Annotated in this window: 14 protein-coding genes; 8 read left to right on the top strand and 6 right to left on the bottom strand. The window is 62.9% G+C overall.

Annotated features, from left to right (window positions below; translation table 11 throughout):
* Positions 1 to 15: 15 nt before the first annotated feature.
* The 6 genes from AB5Y98_RS13955 to hslR all read right to left on the bottom strand — a co-directional run bounded on the left by AB5Y98_RS13955 (position 16) and on the right by hslR (position 6367).
* Complete coding sequence (locus tag AB5Y98_RS13955; RefSeq protein ID WP_268010132.1) at positions 16 to 411, bottom strand: nitrous oxide-stimulated promoter family protein; 396 nt, start codon at positions 409 to 411, stop codon at positions 16 to 18.
* Between the two features lie 112 nt (positions 412 to 523).
* Positions 524 to 2326, bottom strand: a complete 1803-nt coding sequence (locus tag AB5Y98_RS13950; protein ID WP_368232111.1) for an aminopeptidase P family protein — start codon at positions 2324 to 2326, stop codon at positions 524 to 526.
* 33 nt (positions 2327 to 2359) lie between these two features.
* Positions 2360 to 3025 carry a GntR family transcriptional regulator gene (locus AB5Y98_RS13945; protein ID WP_010635235.1) on the bottom strand — a complete coding sequence of 222 codons (666 nt, stop codon included), beginning with the start codon at positions 3023 to 3025 and terminating at the stop codon, positions 2360 to 2362.
* A gap of 175 nt (positions 3026 to 3200) precedes the next feature.
* Positions 3201 to 4826: a phosphoenolpyruvate carboxykinase (ATP) gene (gene pckA / locus AB5Y98_RS13940; protein WP_017765220.1), complete on the bottom strand. Its 1626-nt coding sequence runs from the start codon at positions 4824 to 4826 to the stop codon at positions 3201 to 3203.
* 149 nt (positions 4827 to 4975) lie between these two features.
* Positions 4976 to 5860 (bottom strand): Hsp33 family molecular chaperone HslO, encoded by an 885-nt coding sequence (hslO, locus tag AB5Y98_RS13935; protein WP_005308471.1) that lies wholly within the window; start codon positions 5858 to 5860, stop codon positions 4976 to 4978.
* A gap of 108 nt (positions 5861 to 5968) precedes the next feature.
* On the bottom strand, positions 5969 to 6367 hold the full coding sequence (gene hslR, locus AB5Y98_RS13930) for a ribosome-associated heat shock protein Hsp15 (protein WP_017765222.1): 399 nt from the start codon (positions 6365 to 6367) through the stop codon (positions 5969 to 5971).
* A 214-nt stretch (positions 6368 to 6581) separates the two neighbouring features.
* On the opposite strand from hslR, the gene exeC reads away from it, so the two are divergent.
* The 8 genes from exeC (at position 6582) to exeJ (ending at position 14491) form a co-directional block, all read left to right on the top strand.
* Positions 6582 to 7430: a GspC family type II secretion system variant ExeC gene (exeC, locus tag AB5Y98_RS13925; RefSeq protein ID WP_005308474.1), complete on the top strand. Its 849-nt coding sequence runs from the start codon at positions 6582 to 6584 to the stop codon at positions 7428 to 7430.
* A gap of 21 nt (positions 7431 to 7451) precedes the next feature.
* Positions 7452 to 9485, top strand: a complete 2034-nt coding sequence (gene exeD / locus AB5Y98_RS13920; protein WP_019840808.1) for a GspD family T2SS secretin variant ExeD — start codon at positions 7452 to 7454, stop codon at positions 9483 to 9485.
* A complete protein-coding gene (gene exeE / locus AB5Y98_RS13915) occupies positions 9485 to 10990 on the top strand; it encodes a GspE family T2SS ATPase variant ExeE (RefSeq protein WP_005308478.1) in 1506 nt (501 codons plus the stop codon). The genes exeD and exeE overlap by 1 nt, the downstream gene beginning before the upstream one ends.
* A 1-nt stretch (position 10991) precedes the next feature.
* On the top strand, positions 10992 to 12212 hold the full coding sequence (gene exeF, locus AB5Y98_RS13910; RefSeq protein WP_011704542.1) for a GspF family T2SS innner membrane protein variant ExeF: 1221 nt from the start codon (positions 10992 to 10994) through the stop codon (positions 12210 to 12212).
* Positions 12213 to 12400: 188 nt separating this feature from the next.
* Positions 12401 to 12832, top strand: a complete 432-nt coding sequence (gene exeG, locus AB5Y98_RS13905; RefSeq protein ID WP_005308483.1) for a GspG family T2SS major pseudopilin variant ExeG — start codon at positions 12401 to 12403, stop codon at positions 12830 to 12832.
* A gap of 47 nt (positions 12833 to 12879) precedes the next feature.
* Positions 12880 to 13443, top strand: a complete 564-nt coding sequence (gene exeH / locus AB5Y98_RS13900) for a GspH family T2SS minor pseudopilin variant ExeH (protein ID WP_017765227.1) — start codon at positions 12880 to 12882, stop codon at positions 13441 to 13443.
* Positions 13440 to 13799: a GspI family T2SS minor pseudopilin variant ExeI gene (gene exeI / locus AB5Y98_RS13895; RefSeq protein WP_005308487.1), complete on the top strand. Its 360-nt coding sequence runs from the start codon at positions 13440 to 13442 to the stop codon at positions 13797 to 13799. Before exeH ends, exeI begins: the two co-directional genes overlap by 4 nt.
* Positions 13800 to 13843: 44 nt before the next feature.
* The gene (exeJ, locus tag AB5Y98_RS13890; protein WP_024942324.1) at positions 13844 to 14491 is read left to right on the top strand and encodes a GspJ family T2SS minor pseudopilin variant ExeJ; all 648 of its coding nucleotides are present in this window, start codon (positions 13844 to 13846) and stop codon (positions 14489 to 14491) included.
* The last annotated feature ends 43 nt before the right edge of the window (positions 14492 to 14534 follow it).

Here is a 14534-nt window from a genome sequence, read left to right as displayed (position 1 = left end):
CAGGGCGGCCCCGACTCAGGGCGGCAGAGGGCGACTGCCCGGCCGTTTGGGGGCCTTGCGGCGGCTGTCCAGCAGGTGGCGCAGGGCCAGCCAGGGGTGATGCCAGAGCATGCGCGGGCCGCTCCACTTCATCACCAGCTGGATCTGTTTGCGCATGGCCGGGGCATAGCAGTGGATGTGGCAGTTGGCACAGGTGGGCTTGTGGCCGTGACCATAGCGGCAGCGGCGCAGCCGCTGGTGGGCGAACTCCTGCAACTGCTGGCAGTGCCGGCAGGCGGGGTCCTGGTGATGGTGGTCGCAGTAGAGGCGGATCATGGCGCTGACCGTCTGCTGCTCCCGCTTGAGCCTGGGGTGCATGGGCACCTGGTCGGCGCGGGCCGGGCGCGCGGGGTGGGAGTGATGGGTCGTCATGAGGGGCATTGTCCTGACCTGGGGCGGCGGGGTCTTGATACAGGTCAAACCGGCGGGCAAAAAAACAGGGCCCGCGGGCCCTGTTTCATCAAACAACTCTGCTTGTCTGCGCTTAGATGAGGCTGGTTGCCTGCTCCAGCCAGGCGAGATCCTCACCCTCCAGCAGCGGGCTGAGACGGCGGTAGACCTCGACGTGGTACTCGTTGATCCAGCGGAACTCGGCCGGGCTCAACAGGCTGCGATCGATGAGGCGGGTATCGAACGGTACATAGGTCAGCCGCTCGAAGCCCAGCATCGGCAGTTCACCGATCTGCTCCTGCTCGGTGACCACCACCAGGTTCTCGCAACGGATGCCGAAGGCATCTTCCCGGTAGTAGCCGGGTTCGTTGGAGAGCACCATGCCCGGTTGCAGGGCCACCAGGCTGCCCTTGGGGGCGATGCGCTGCGGGCCTTCGTGCACGCTGAGGAAGTGGCCGACGCCGTGGCCGGTGCCGTGGTCGTAGTTGTAACCGGCCTGCCACAGCGGCATGCGGGCCAGCACGTCGAGCTGGATGCCGGCGGTGCCGCGCGGGAAGCGGGCCTGATCCAGGGCGATGTGACCCTGCAGTACCCGGGTGAACATCGCCTTGTGCTCGTCGGTCAGCTCACCCACCTTGATGGTGCGGGTGATATCGGTGGTGCCGTCCAGATACTGGGCGCCGGAGTCCACCAGATAGATGCTGTCCTGACCAAAGGTGCGCGGGGTGCCGTTGGTGTGGCGGTAGTGGCACATGGCGGCGTTGGGGCCGAGCGCCGAGATGGTGTCGAAGCTCGGCTCGACATAGTGCTCCTGCTCGCGGCGGAAGGCTTCCAGCTGGTCGGCCAGGGTGCCTTCATCCACCCCGTCGAACTCGCCGCTGGCGATCAGCCGATCCAGCCAGGCCAGGAAGCGGGTGACGGCGACACCGTCGCGCAGATGGGCTGCGCGCATGCCGGCCAGCTCCACTTCGTTCTTGCACGCCTTCGGCAGCATGGTCGGATCCTGACCGGCCACCAGGATGGCGCCCGCCTCTTCCATGACCAGCTGGGTCCAGGCGTTGGCGGTGTTGGGGTCGGCCAGCACCTTCTGCTGATCCTCGCCGATGCGCTTGAGCACGTCACCCAGCTTGTCGATGGGGTAGACGGAGACATCCTGCCCCACGTGCTGGCTGAAGGCGAAGCAGTCGATCTTGTCGGTGTCGACGAAGAAATCCATGGTGGCGTTGGCGTAGAGCACCGCAAAGCCCAGCACCACCGGCAGCCGCTCCACGTCGCGACCACGCAGGTTGAGCAGCCAGTTGATGGGCTCGGCCTGGGTCAGCAGCACCGCATCCAGCCCGCGCTTGCGCAGATCGCTGGCCAGCAGCTCGCGCTTGGCCTGGCTGGACTGGCCCGCCAGCGCCTCGCTGTAGAGGATGGCCGGATTCTTGGTGGGGGCGGGGCGATCGCTCCAGTGCAGATCGATGGGGTTCTGATCCACACGCACCAGCTCGATGCCGCGCTCGGTCAGGATCTCCTGGGCGTGTCGATACCAGGCCAGGCTGTGCAGGCGGGCATCGAAGCCGACCCGGGAACCGGCAGGCAGCTGCTCGGCCAGCCACTGCACGTGGGGATCTTCGTTCAGATGGAGAAACTCGAAGAGCTCGGCCGGTGCCTGCATGCGGGCCTGCACCGTGTAACGACCGTCGATGAACAGGGCCGCCCGCTGCGCCAGTATGATGGCGAGGCCGGCGGAGCCGTTGAAACCCGTGATCCAGTCCAGTCGCTCGGCGTAGGCGGGAATGTACTCCCCCAGGTGCTCGTCGTCATGGGGGACGATGAAGGCGTCCAGCTCCATCATGGCCAGTTCGGCCCTGACCTGGGCGACGCGGGTTTCAATAATCTCGAAATGATTCATGTCGTTAATGCCAGATTGTAGTGATGTGAGTGTTCAGTGGTTGTGGCCGCTGTCCAGGATCCGCTTGATTGACTGGCCAGCCGCCTCGATATGTTGCTTGAGCAGTACCACCGCCTCGTGTTTGCGGCGGGCACGGCACAGCTCCAGCAGCTGGGCGTGTTCCCGCTCCGCCTTGTCGACGCCATCGCTGGCGAACAGCAGCTCGAAGCGCACATAGCGGTCACAGCTCAGATTGATCTGGGCGATCAGCTCCAGTGCCTGGGGACGGCCGGCGGCCTGATAGAGGGTGGCGTGAAAACTGTGGTTCAGTTCGGCCCAGCGTTCGATCTGGGTGCCCGACTCGAGGGCCTGGTCGAACTGGGCGAGGATCGCTTGCGCCTTGGCGAAGGTCTCCTCCGTCATCAGGTCGACGGCGTGGAACAGGGTATCGGCTTCCAGCAGGGCTCGCAAATAAAAGAGCTCCTCGATGGCCGCGGCGTCCAGCATGGTGACCACGGCGCCGCGGTGGGCCTCGAACTTCACCAGCCCCTGAGCCTCCAGTTGCATCAGGGCCTCCCGCACCGGGATGCGGCTCACCGCCAGCTCCTTGGCGATGGCGTCCTGGCGCAGGGGGGCGCCGGCGGGAAACTCACCGCGCAGGATCCGGCCACGGAGGTTTTCCATCACCATTTGGGTACGGGTCTTGTAGGGTGGGGTCATGATCGGGTCACAGGGGAATCGTTACAAAATTGTATATTGTATAAAGTTGGGCTGAATCTAACGCGCAAGGGCCCACAAGGCAAGGTTTGGCGGGAGTCAAACGCCGCGCTCTGCTCAAAAAAATACCGGTCAGCTGGGCTGACCGGTATGAGATGGGTTGTGAACGGGGTCGCTGTTACAGCTGCGGACCCGCCGCTACCAGACGCTTGCCTTCGTCGTTGTCGGTGAAGCGCTCGAAGTTCTTGATAAAGCGCTGGGCCAGATCCTGCGCCTTGGCATCCCACTCGGCCTTGTTGGCGTAAGTGTCGCGGGGGTCGAGGATCGCCGGGTTCACGTCGTGCAGGGCGGTCGGTACTTCCAGATTGAAGATCGGCAGCACCTTGGTCTCGGCCTTCTCGATGGAGCCATCCAGGATGGCGTCGATGATGGCGCGGGTATCCTTGATGGAGATGCGCTTGCCGGTGCCGTTCCAGCCGGTGTTGACCAGATAGGCCTCTGCACCGGCCGCTTCCATCCGCTTCACCAGCTCCTGACCGTACTTGGTCGGGTGCAGGGAGAGGAAGGCCGCGCCGAAGCAGGAGGAGAAGGTCGGGGTCGGCTCTGTGATGCCGCGCTCGGTACCGGCCAGCTTGGCGGTGAAGCCAGACAGGAAGTGGTACTTGGTCTGCTCCTTGGTCAGCTTGGAGACAGGGGGCAGCACGCCGAAGGCGTCGGCGGTCAGGAAGATCACCTTGGTGGCGTGACCCGCCTTGGAGACCGGCTTGACGATGTTCTCGATGTGATAGATGGGGTAGGAGACCCGGGTGTTCTCGGTCTTGGAGCCATCGTCGAAGTCGATGGTGCCGTCGGCCGCCACGGTCACGTTCTCCAGCAGCGCATCGCGACGGATGGCGTTGTAGATGTCCGGCTCGGCTTCCTTGGAGAGCTTGATGGTCTTGGCGTAGCAGCCCCCTTCGAAGTTGAACACGCCGTCGTCGTCCCAGCCGTGCTCGTCATCGCCGATCAGCTGACGCTTGGGATCGGTGGAGAGGGTGGTCTTGCCGGTGCCGGAGAGGCCGAAGAAGATGGCCACGTCGCCGTCCTGACCCACGTTGGCGGAGCAGTGCATGGAGGCGATGCCGCGCAGGGGCAGGAAGTAGTTCATCATGGAGAACATCCCCTTCTTCATCTCGCCACCGTACCAGGTGCCGCCGATGAGCTGGATCTTCTCGGTCAGGTTGAAGGCGACGAAGTTCTCGGAGTTGAGACCCTGCTCCTTCCAGTTCGGGTTGGTGCACTTGGCACCGTTCATCACCACGAAGTCCGGTTTGAAGGTTTTCAGCTCTTCATCGCTGGGGCGAATGAACATGTTTTTCACGAAGTGAGCCTGCCAGGCCACCTCGGTGATGATGCGTACGGCCAGGCGGGTGTCCGGGTTGGCACCGCAGAAGCCGTCCACCACGAACAGGCGCTTGCCGGAGAGCTGCTTGGTCACCAGGGATTTCAGATGTGACCACACTTCCGGGCTGATGGCTTTGTTATCGTTTTTACCCTGGTCAGACCACCACACAGTATTCTGGGTAGTGGCGTCTTTGACGATATATTTATCTTTCGGGGAGCGGCCGGTGAAGATGCCGGTATTGACATTGACGGCCCCCAGTTCGGTCACCACGCCGCGCTCGAACCCTTCCAGGTCGGCACGAGTCTCTTCCGCGAACAGCTGGTCGTAGGAAGGGTTGCGCAGGATTTCAGTGGAGTTCTTGATACCGTACTGGTCCAGTCCTAATTGTTGGGCCAGGGTGGGTTCTGCCACGATTGTCATTGTATTCTCCTGGGTTCAGAGGTTGGTAGGGTTCTATCTGGCGTTCATCCTATCACTTAGGTGGTAGAGTTTAGCGATCGCCATCAAACTTTATAAAATAGGGTATTTTTTTGTTATTTAAGTTAAAGGCGGGTTTTGCCCGCCTTCAATTAGTGTAACTTGTTTGCATCATTACCGGGAGCCCCGCTGAACAGGGTTTCGACATCGATCCCGTCAAATTCGTACTGGGCGCCACAATAATCACAGTGCATGCCGATCTTGCCGAGCTCCTGCACCATCTCCATTACCTCTTCCTTCTCGATCTGCAACAGGGCCCCTTCGCAACGCTCGCGGGAGCAGGTGCAGCGGAACTCGACCGCCTGCGGATCGAACACCCGCACCTTGTCCTGGTGGTAGAGACGGTAGAGGATCTCTTCCGCTTCCAGACCGAACAGCTCTTCATCCTTGATGGTGCTGGTGAGCTGGGTCAGGTGCTCGAAGTCGTCGCCGTGATCCTCGCTCTGGGCGGGCAGCTCCTGCAGCAGAATGCCGGCGGCACGCGGCGCGCCTTCGTGGTAGCCGGTGCGGATCCAGAGCTTGGTCGCCAGCTGTTCGGACTGGGTAAAGTACTGCTCCAGGCAGCCGGCCAGGGTGTCGGCGTCCAGCGCTATGATGCCCTGATAGCGTTCACCCTGCTCCGGGGTGATGGTGATGACCAGCTGGCCTTCCCCGATCAGGCTCTGCAACTTGCCGTCGCTCGGCAGTTCACCCTCGTAGCGGGCCACGCCGCGCAGCTGCTGGTTGTTGTCGCCGTTGATGACGGCCAGCCGTACCGGGCCGTTGCCCTGCAGCTGTACCGTGATGGAGCCTTCGAACTTGAGGGTGGCGGTCAGCAGGCTGGTGGCGACCAGCAGTTCACCCAGCAGTTTTTGCACCTGTACCGGGTAGTTCTGAGCCTCCACCACGTGGCGGTAGGTGTGGTCCAGCTGGACCAGCTCGCCCCGGACTTCGTACTCTTCGAACAGATAGCGATACAGGAGATCTTGGTTACTCATCATGCATTCCTGGGTTCTTCGGTGGGGTAAATAGATAAAAACATTAATAAACAGGTGGTTAGGAACTTATTCCGCCATCTGTCGTCATAAAAGAGCCATCTTGGCGGGTCAATATTGCTTGACCTTGATCAGCTGGCGCCGCTCCTGCTTGTCGGGGCGACGCTCGGGGCTCGGGGCAAACTGGCTGTTGAAGCGGCGTGCCTCGCTGTTTTCCGCCCGTCGTTTCAGGCTGGCCTCGGTCTCTTCATAGAGCTGCTGGGCCAGCGGGGCGGATTTACGCTGCTCGCTCACCTCGAGCACCCGCACCTCCCGCTCGTCCTGGCCCTGCCAGAAACGAATGAGGGCGCCGACCTCGACATGCTTGCCCGGCTTGCTGCGCTGGCCGTTGTAGTGCACCTTGCCCCCTTCAATCTGGTCGCGGGCCAGGCTGCGGGTCTTGTAAAAACGTGCCGCCCACAACCACTTGTCGAGACGGACCTGGGTTGGGATTTCTGCGGGGTTCGGCATGAATCGACTCCGGAATGGCTGAAAGGGGTGCCTGATTATACCAGAGGCAGGCCCCGGGATAGAAACAGGGGGCCCAAGGGTGTGACGGAATGTCAATTTTCGCAGCTTACTCCCATCCGGTCGGTTGTCTCTGGGTCCATTGCCGTACACAATAGCCAACCGATTTGGATGCCAGAAAATATTGATAAACATGACGCTACCGTTCAGGGATGACTTGTTGAGCTCCCTTCTGGCCCGTTGTAAAACCGTGCCACTCTCCCGTTTCAGCCAGCCTCTGTTCTGGCTTCTGCTGCTGTTGCTGGCCCACCAGTGTGCCGGTCTCACCTGGCGTCTGCTGGATCTCGGCAGCCGCCCCGTCAGTCAGCCCTGGCAGCCGTCGGTGGTAGCCAGTCAGGGCCAGGGTTCAAACCGCCTCGATCTAAGCGGCGTCAGCCGGCTGGCGCTGTTCGGCAAGGCCAAGCAGCAGGCCCAGGCGGCCGATGTTGTCGCAGCCGATGCTCCCAAGACCCAGCTCAACGCCCAGCTCAATGGCGTGCTGGCGAGCTCGGATCCCGCCAAGTCCATCGCCATCATCGCCCACAACGGGCTGCAGAACTCCTATGGCATCGGTGACCTCATCGACGGCACCCAGGCCAAGATCCGCCAGGTATTTGCCGACCGTGTCATCATCGAGCGGGACGGGCGCGACGAGACCCTGATGCTGGACGGGGAGGAGTACGGCAAGCCGCTGCCCCAGCAGGGCAAGCAGGACGACAAGCTCTCCTCGGTGCGCAACGAACTGATGGGCAACCCCGGCAAGATCACTGATTACCTCAATATTTCCCCGGTCCGGGTCGATGGTCGCATGGTCGGCTATCGCCTCAATCCGGGTCGCAATCCGGAACTGTTCAATCAACTCGGGCTGGTCGCCAACGATATGGCGGTCAGCATCAACGGGCTGGATCTGCGGGATAACGCTCAGGCCATGCAGGCGATGCAGCAGGTGGCTGGCGCAACGGAAATGACCGTCACCGTCGAGCGGCAAGGACAGCTCTACGACGTTTATGTCGGCTTGTCAGAATAATGAATTGGAGTAGCACCAAGAATGACAAATAAAGGGAAGGGCTGGCGTCTGGCCACCGTGGCCGCGGCGTTGATGATGGCAGGCTCAGCCTGGGCCACCGAATACTCCGCCAGCTTCAAGAATGCCGACATCGAAGAGTTCATCAACACGGTCGGCAAGAACCTGAACAAGACCATCATCATAGAGCCGTCGGTGCGGGGCAAGATCAACGTCCGCAGCTATGATCTGCTCAACGAAGACCAGTACTACCAGTTCTTCCTGAGCGTGCTCGACGTCTATGGCTTCGCCGTGGTCCCGATGGACAACGGCGTGCTCAAGGTGGTGCGCTCCAAGGATGCCAAGACCTCCGCCATCCCGGTGGTGGACGAGAGCAACCCCGGCAGCGGTGACGAGATGGTGACCCGGGTCGTGCCGGTGCGCAACGTCTCGGTGCGCGAGCTGGCGCCGCTGCTGCGCCAGCTCAATGACAACGCGGGCGGCGGCAACGTGGTCCACTACGATCCCTCCAACGTGCTGCTGATTACCGGCCGCGCCGCCGTGGTCAACCGGCTGGTGGAAGTAGTGCGCCGGGTCGACAAGGCGGGCGACCAGGAAGTGGACATCGTCAAGCTGAAGTACGCCTCCGCCGGTGAAATGGTGCGACTGGTGACCAACCTCAACAAGGACGGCAACAACCAGGGGGCCAACACCTCCCTGCTGCTGGCCCCCAAGGTGGTGGCCGACGAGCGCACCAACTCCGTGGTGGTGAGCGGCGAGCCCAAGGCGCGCGCCCGCATCATCCAGATGGTGCACCAGCTCGACCGTGACCTGCAGAGCCAGGGCAACACCCGGGTCTTCTATCTGAAATACGGCAAGGCCAAGGATCTGGTAGAGGTGCTCAAGGGCGTCAGCTCCAGCATCGAGGCTGACAAGAAGGGCGGCGCGGCTACCACCACAGGCGGTGGCGGTGCCAGCATCGGCGGTGGCAAGCTGGCGATCTCCGCCGACGAGACCACCAATGCGCTGGTGATCACCGCCCAGCCGGACGTGATGTCCGAGCTGGAGCAGGTGGTGGCCAAGCTCGACATCCGCCGTGCCCAGGTACTGGTGGAGGCGATCATCGTCGAGATCGCCGATGGCGACGGCCTCAACCTCGGGGTGCAGTGGGCCAACACCAATGGCGGCGGCACCCAGTTCACCGACACCAACCTGCCCATCGGCTCGGTGGCCATCGCGGCCAAGGATTACAAGGACAACGGCAACACGGATGCGCTGTCCAAACTGGCCGGTGGCTTCGACGGCATGGCGGCCGGCTTCTACAAAGGCAACTGGGCCGCGCTGGTGACGGCCCTGTCGACCAATACCAAGAACGATATTCTCTCCACCCCGAGTATCGTCACCATGGACAACAAGGAAGCCTCCTTCAACGTCGGCCAGGAAGTGCCGGTGCAGAGCGGCTCCCAGAGCTCCACCACCAGCGACCAGGTGTTCAACACCATAGAGCGCAAGACGGTGGGGACCAAGCTGGTGGTGACGCCGCAGATCAACGAGGGGGACTCAGTGCTGCTCAACATCGAGCAGGAGGTCTCCAGCGTGGCGCAGACCCAGGCGACCGGGACCGCCACTCTGGGCCCGACCTTCGATACCCGCACCATCAAGAACGCCGTGCTGGTGAAGAGTGGCGAGACAGTGGTGCTGGGCGGCTTGATGGACGAGAAGACCCAGGAGAAGGTCTCCAAGGTGCCGCTGCTGGGCGACATCCCGGTGCTGGGCTACCTGTTCCGCTCCACTACCAATACCACCTCCAAACGCAACCTGATGGTCTTTATCCGGCCCACCATCTTGCGTGACTCCGACGTTTACAGCGGCATCTCCGGCAACAAGTACTCCCAGTTCCGCTCCGAACAATTGGATGCGGCGGCGCAGGAGGGGTATCTCACCTCGCCCAAGCGCCAGGTGCTGCCCCAGTACGGCCAGGACGTGACCGTCTCGCCCGAGGTGCAGAAACAGCTCCAGCAGACACAGTCGGCCCCGCAGACGAGCGGCGGATCCCAGCCATTCGTGGGTAACAAGTAATGGCGGCATACCAGCTGGATGGCGTCGACATGCCGGCAGCCCTGCCCGAGCTGCCGTTTGCCTTCGCCCGCAACTTCGGCGTGATCCTGACCGAGCGGCAGGGGGCCCCGGTGCTGCTCTGCCGCCAGGGCGTGACGCCGCAAACCCTGCTGGAAGTACGGCGGGTGGCGGGTTGCGCCTTCACGGTGGAGCAGATGGACGGCGAGGCCTTCGAAGAGCTGCTGATGGCCCACTACCAGCGCGACTCCTCCGAGGCGCGCCAGCTGATGGAGGATCTCGGCAACGAGATGGACTTCTTCGCGCTGGCCGAAGAGCTGCCCCAGAGTGAAGACCTGCTGGACGCCGACGACGACGCCCCCATCATCCGCCTCATCAACGCCATGTTGAGCGAGGCGATCAAGGAAGAGGCGTCCGACATCCATATCGAGACCTTCGAGCGGGCCCTGGTGATCCGGTTTCGCATCGATGGGGTGCTGCGGGAGATCCTGCGCCCCCATCGCAAGCTCGCCTCCCTGCTGGTGTCGCGCATCAAGGTCATGTCGCGGATGGACATCGCCGAGAAGCGGGTGCCGCAGGATGGCCGCATCTCGTTGCGCATCGGCGGCCGGGCGGTGGACGTGCGGGTCTCCACCATGCCGTCCAGCTATGGCGAGCGGGTGGTATTGCGACTGCTCGACAAGAACAACGTGCGGCTCGAGCTCAAGCAGCTCGGCATGACGCTGGCCAACCGCAACATCATCAGCGAACTCATTCGCAAGCCTCACGGCATCATTCTGGTGACGGGCCCGACCGGTTCGGGCAAGTCGACTACCCTCTACGCGGCCCTCTCCGAGATCAACTCGCGGGATCGCAACATCCTGACCGTCGAAGACCCCATCGAATATGACCTCGAAGGGGTGGGCCAGACCCAGGTCAACAGCAAGGTGGACATGACCTTCGCCCGCGGTCTGCGCGCCATTCTGCGTCAGGATCCGGACGTGGTGATGGTGGGGGAAATCCGTGACCTCGAGACCGCCCAGATCGCGGTGCAGGCGTCGCTGACCGGTCACCTGGTGATGTCGACCCTGCACACCAACACCGCCATCGGTGCCATCACCCGGATGCGGGACATGGGCATCGAGCCCTTCCTGCTCTCCTCGTCACTGCTGGCGGTACTGGCCCAGCGGCTGGTGCGCACCCTCTGCCCCGATTGCCGCGCCCCGCGCCCCATCACCGAGCAGGAGCGCCTGGCCATGGGCATCGAACTGGCGCCGGATCAGCAGGTGTGGCGACCGGTGGGCTGCGAGCAGTGCAACCACACCGGCTATCGCGGCCGGACCGGCATCCACGAGCTGGTGGTGGTGGACGAAGCGGTACGCGAGGCGATCCACAGCGCCAGCGGCGAGCTGGCCATCGAGCGACTGATCCGGGGCCATACCCCCAGCATCCGCCGCGACGGCATCGACAAGGTACTCAAGGGGCAGACCAGCCTCGAAGAGGTGCTGCGCGTGACCCGGGAAGACTGAGATGGCAGCATTCGAATACAAGGCCCTCGACGGCAAGGGACGCAACAAGAGCGGCGTACTGGAGGGGGATTCCGCCCGTCAGGTACGCCAGCTGTTGCGTGAGCAGGGGCTGACCCCGCTCGAGGTGAACGAGACCACCGAGAAGGCCAAGCGCGAGGCGAACCGCTTCGTGTTGTTCCGCCGTGGTGCCAGCACCGCCGAGCTTGCGATGATAACCCGCCAGCTGGCGACCCTGGTGGGGGCTGGCCTCACCATCGAGGAGGCGCTCAAGGCCGTCGCCGAGCAGTGCGAGAAGGCCCACCTGCGCAGCATGGTGGCCACGGTGCGCAGCAAGGTGGTGGAGGGCTATTCGCTGGCCGATTCGCTGGCGGCCTTTCCCCATGTGTTCGATCAGCTGTTCCGCTCCATGGTGGCGGCCGGCGAGAAGTCCGGTCACCTGGAGAAGGTGCTCAACCGCCTCGCCGACTACACAGAGCAGCGTCAGCACATGCGCACCAAGCTGCTGCAGGCGATGATCTACCCCATCGTATTGACCTGCGTCGCCATCGGCGTCATCTCCATCCTGCTCACCGCCGTGGTGCCCAAGGTGGTGGCCCAGTTCGAACACATGGGCCAGCAACTGCCGGCCACCACCCGCTTCCTCATCGGTACCAGCGAGCTGATGCAGCACTACGGTCTCTGGTTCCTGTTGCTGCTGCTGGTGGGCGGCTTTGTCTGGCGCTGGTGGCTGACCGACGACAAGCGTCGCCGTCACTGGCACCAGCTCATCCTGCGCCTGCCGGTGATCGGCCGGGTCAGCCGGGGTCTCAACACCGCCCGCTTCGCCCGCACCTTAAGCATCCTCAACGCCAGCGCCGTGCCGCTGCTGGAGGGGATGAAGATCTCCGGCGAAGTGCTCTCCAACGACTTTGCCCGCATGCGCATCGGTGAGGCCACCGAGCGGGTGCGGGAGGGGACCAGCCTGCGCAAGTCGCTGGATGAAACCAAAATTTTTCCGCCCATGATGCTGCACATGATCGCCTCCGGCGAGCAGAGCGGCGAGCTCGACAACATGCTGGAGCGGGCGGCGGACAACCAGGATCGGGAGTTCGAAACCCAGGTGAACATCGCCCTCGGGGTGTTCGAACCCATGCTGGTGGTCTCCATGGCCGGGGTGGTGCTGTTTATCGTGATGTCGATCCTGCAGCCGATCCTCGAGCTCAATAACATGGTCAATCTGTAATGCTGGCGTGCAGGTGACCTCGGTCGCTCCTGCCGTCAATTCGCTCGAGCTCAACAACATGGTGAATCTGTAGGTTCGGGTGTCCGAATACGCGTCGCTATTCGAACCTGCAAATTCAATCGAACGATCGTGGTTTAACAGTTAATCGTTGATGGTTCATGCCATCTCATTTCGTGAGGGAGTAAGTCATGCAAAAGCGTCGTCAATCGGGTTTTACCCTGCTGGAAGTCATGGTGGTTATCGTGATCCTGGGGATCCTGGCCAGCCTGGTGGTGCCCAACCTGATGGGCAACAAGGAGAAGGCCGACCAGCAGAAAGCAGTCTCCGACATAGTGGCGCTGGAAAACGCCCTCGACATGTACAAGCTGGACAACAACCGCTACCCGACCACCGAGCAGGGGCTGGACGCACTGGTCAACAAGCCGACCGCCGCACCTGAGCCGCGCAGCTACCGGGAAGGGGGCTACATCAAGCGCCTGCCGCAGGATCCCTGGGGCAACCCGTACCAGATGCTGAGCCCGGGCCAGTTCGGCAAGATCGACATCTTCTCCATGGGGCTGGATGGCGAAGCCGGTACCGATGACGACATCGGCAACTGGAACCTGAAGGACTTCCAATAAGTGATCCCGCCGCGTCGCGCTCACCGAGACATGCCGGGGCTGCCTGAATGAAGGTGGCCTCTTCTGCCCGTCGCCAGGCCGGTTTTACTCTGCTGGAAGTGTTGCTGGTGGCCATGTTGATGGGTCTGGTTGCCACTGCCGTCACCCTCAGCATGGGTGGCGCCAGGGGGGATCGGGAGCTCGACAAGCAGGCGCGCCGCTTCATGGCCGTGCTGCAGCAGGCGCAGGAGTACTCGGTGATGGATGGCCGGCTGGTGGGCCTGCGTGTCGAGGACAACGGCTGGCAGTTCATGCAGCGCGCGGCCAAGGATCGCAAGTGGCAGGTGATGAGCGGCGACAAGCTGCTGGATCGGGTCGAGCTGCCCGACAACATGCAGCTGGCCATCGAGCTCGAGGGCTTCAGCTGGCGGACCGACTCCGACGAGAAGTACGAGAAGGGGCGCGACGAGAAGGAGCGCACGCCTCAGGTGTTCATCTTTCCCGGTGGCGAGCTGACCCCCTTCGTGTTGACCCTGACCCAGCAGGACGACGATCAGCGTTATGTGCGCACCGTCAAGGCGGACGAGTTCGGCCGCCTGCGCCTGCTGCAGGACGAGGAGGAAGAGGAATGAACGCCCGAGGCATGACCCTGCTGGAAGTCATGGTGGCGCTGGCGGTGTTCGCCATCGCCGGGCTGGCGGTGATGAAGACCGCCAGCGAGCACCTCTCCGGCCTCAACTATCTGGAACAGAAGACCCTGGCGACCTGGGTGGTGGAGAACCAGCTGGTGCAGCAGAAGCTCGAAGCCAAGTGGCCCGGTGACAGCTGGGTGGAGGGGGACGAGCAGATGGCGGGCCAGACCTGGTACTGGCGCTATCGCGGGGTCGCCACCGCCGACAGCAACTTCAAGGCGCTGGACATGGAAGTGCGCACCGCGCCCAAGGCCGACAGCCCGGTGGCCATGATCCGGACCTATATCAGCCGATGAACCTGCATCAAGGTGTCTCCATGATCCGGAGCCGGCATCAGCCGATGAACATTCACCAACGTCTCTCCATTAGCCGGCGTCAGGCGGGGTTTACCCTGCTGGAGATGCTGGTGGCCATCGCCATTTTCGCCGGCCTGAGCCTGGGTGCCTATCAGGTGCTGCAAGGGGTGCTCACCAGCGACGAGGTGGCCAAGCGCAAGGAGGCTCGTCTCTCCGAGCTGCAGCTGGCCTTCTCCGTGCTGGAGCGGGACGTCACCCAGATGGTGCCGCGCAGCGGCCGTATCGACGGCGAGAGCAACAAGGTGCTGCTGGCGGCCTCCCGCTTCGGCCAGCAGAGCGACGACTGGGGCATGGCCTTCATGCGCGGCGGCTGGCTCAACCCGGACGGCATGCTGCCGCGCTCCGGTCTGCAGCGGGTCGGCTGGCGGCTCAAGGATCACAAGCTGGAGCGGCTGAGCTACCTCTACCCGGATCCGGTGATCGGCACCGAGCCGCGCATTCAGCCGATGCTGGATCGGGTGACGGCGCTGCGACTCTACTTCTACGACAAGGGCAGCTGGAAAGAGGAGTGGACTCAGCGCAACGTGCTGCCCTACGGGCTGGCGGTAGAGCTGGATCTTGAAGACTATGGCACCATTCGCCGCCAGTTCCTGATCGGTGCCGGTGGTCAGAGGGCAGATAATGGTAACTGATCCTCAGTTTCCCCTGTCCGTCATGGAAGATGACGGCACTATT

This window comes from Aeromonas sp. s3 (genome assembly GCF_040907805.1).
GTDB lineage: Bacteria > Pseudomonadota > Gammaproteobacteria > Enterobacterales > Aeromonadaceae > Aeromonas > Aeromonas dhakensis.
The sequence above is the reverse complement of the archived record's forward strand: the minus strand, read 5'-3'. Positions and strand labels throughout refer to the sequence as shown.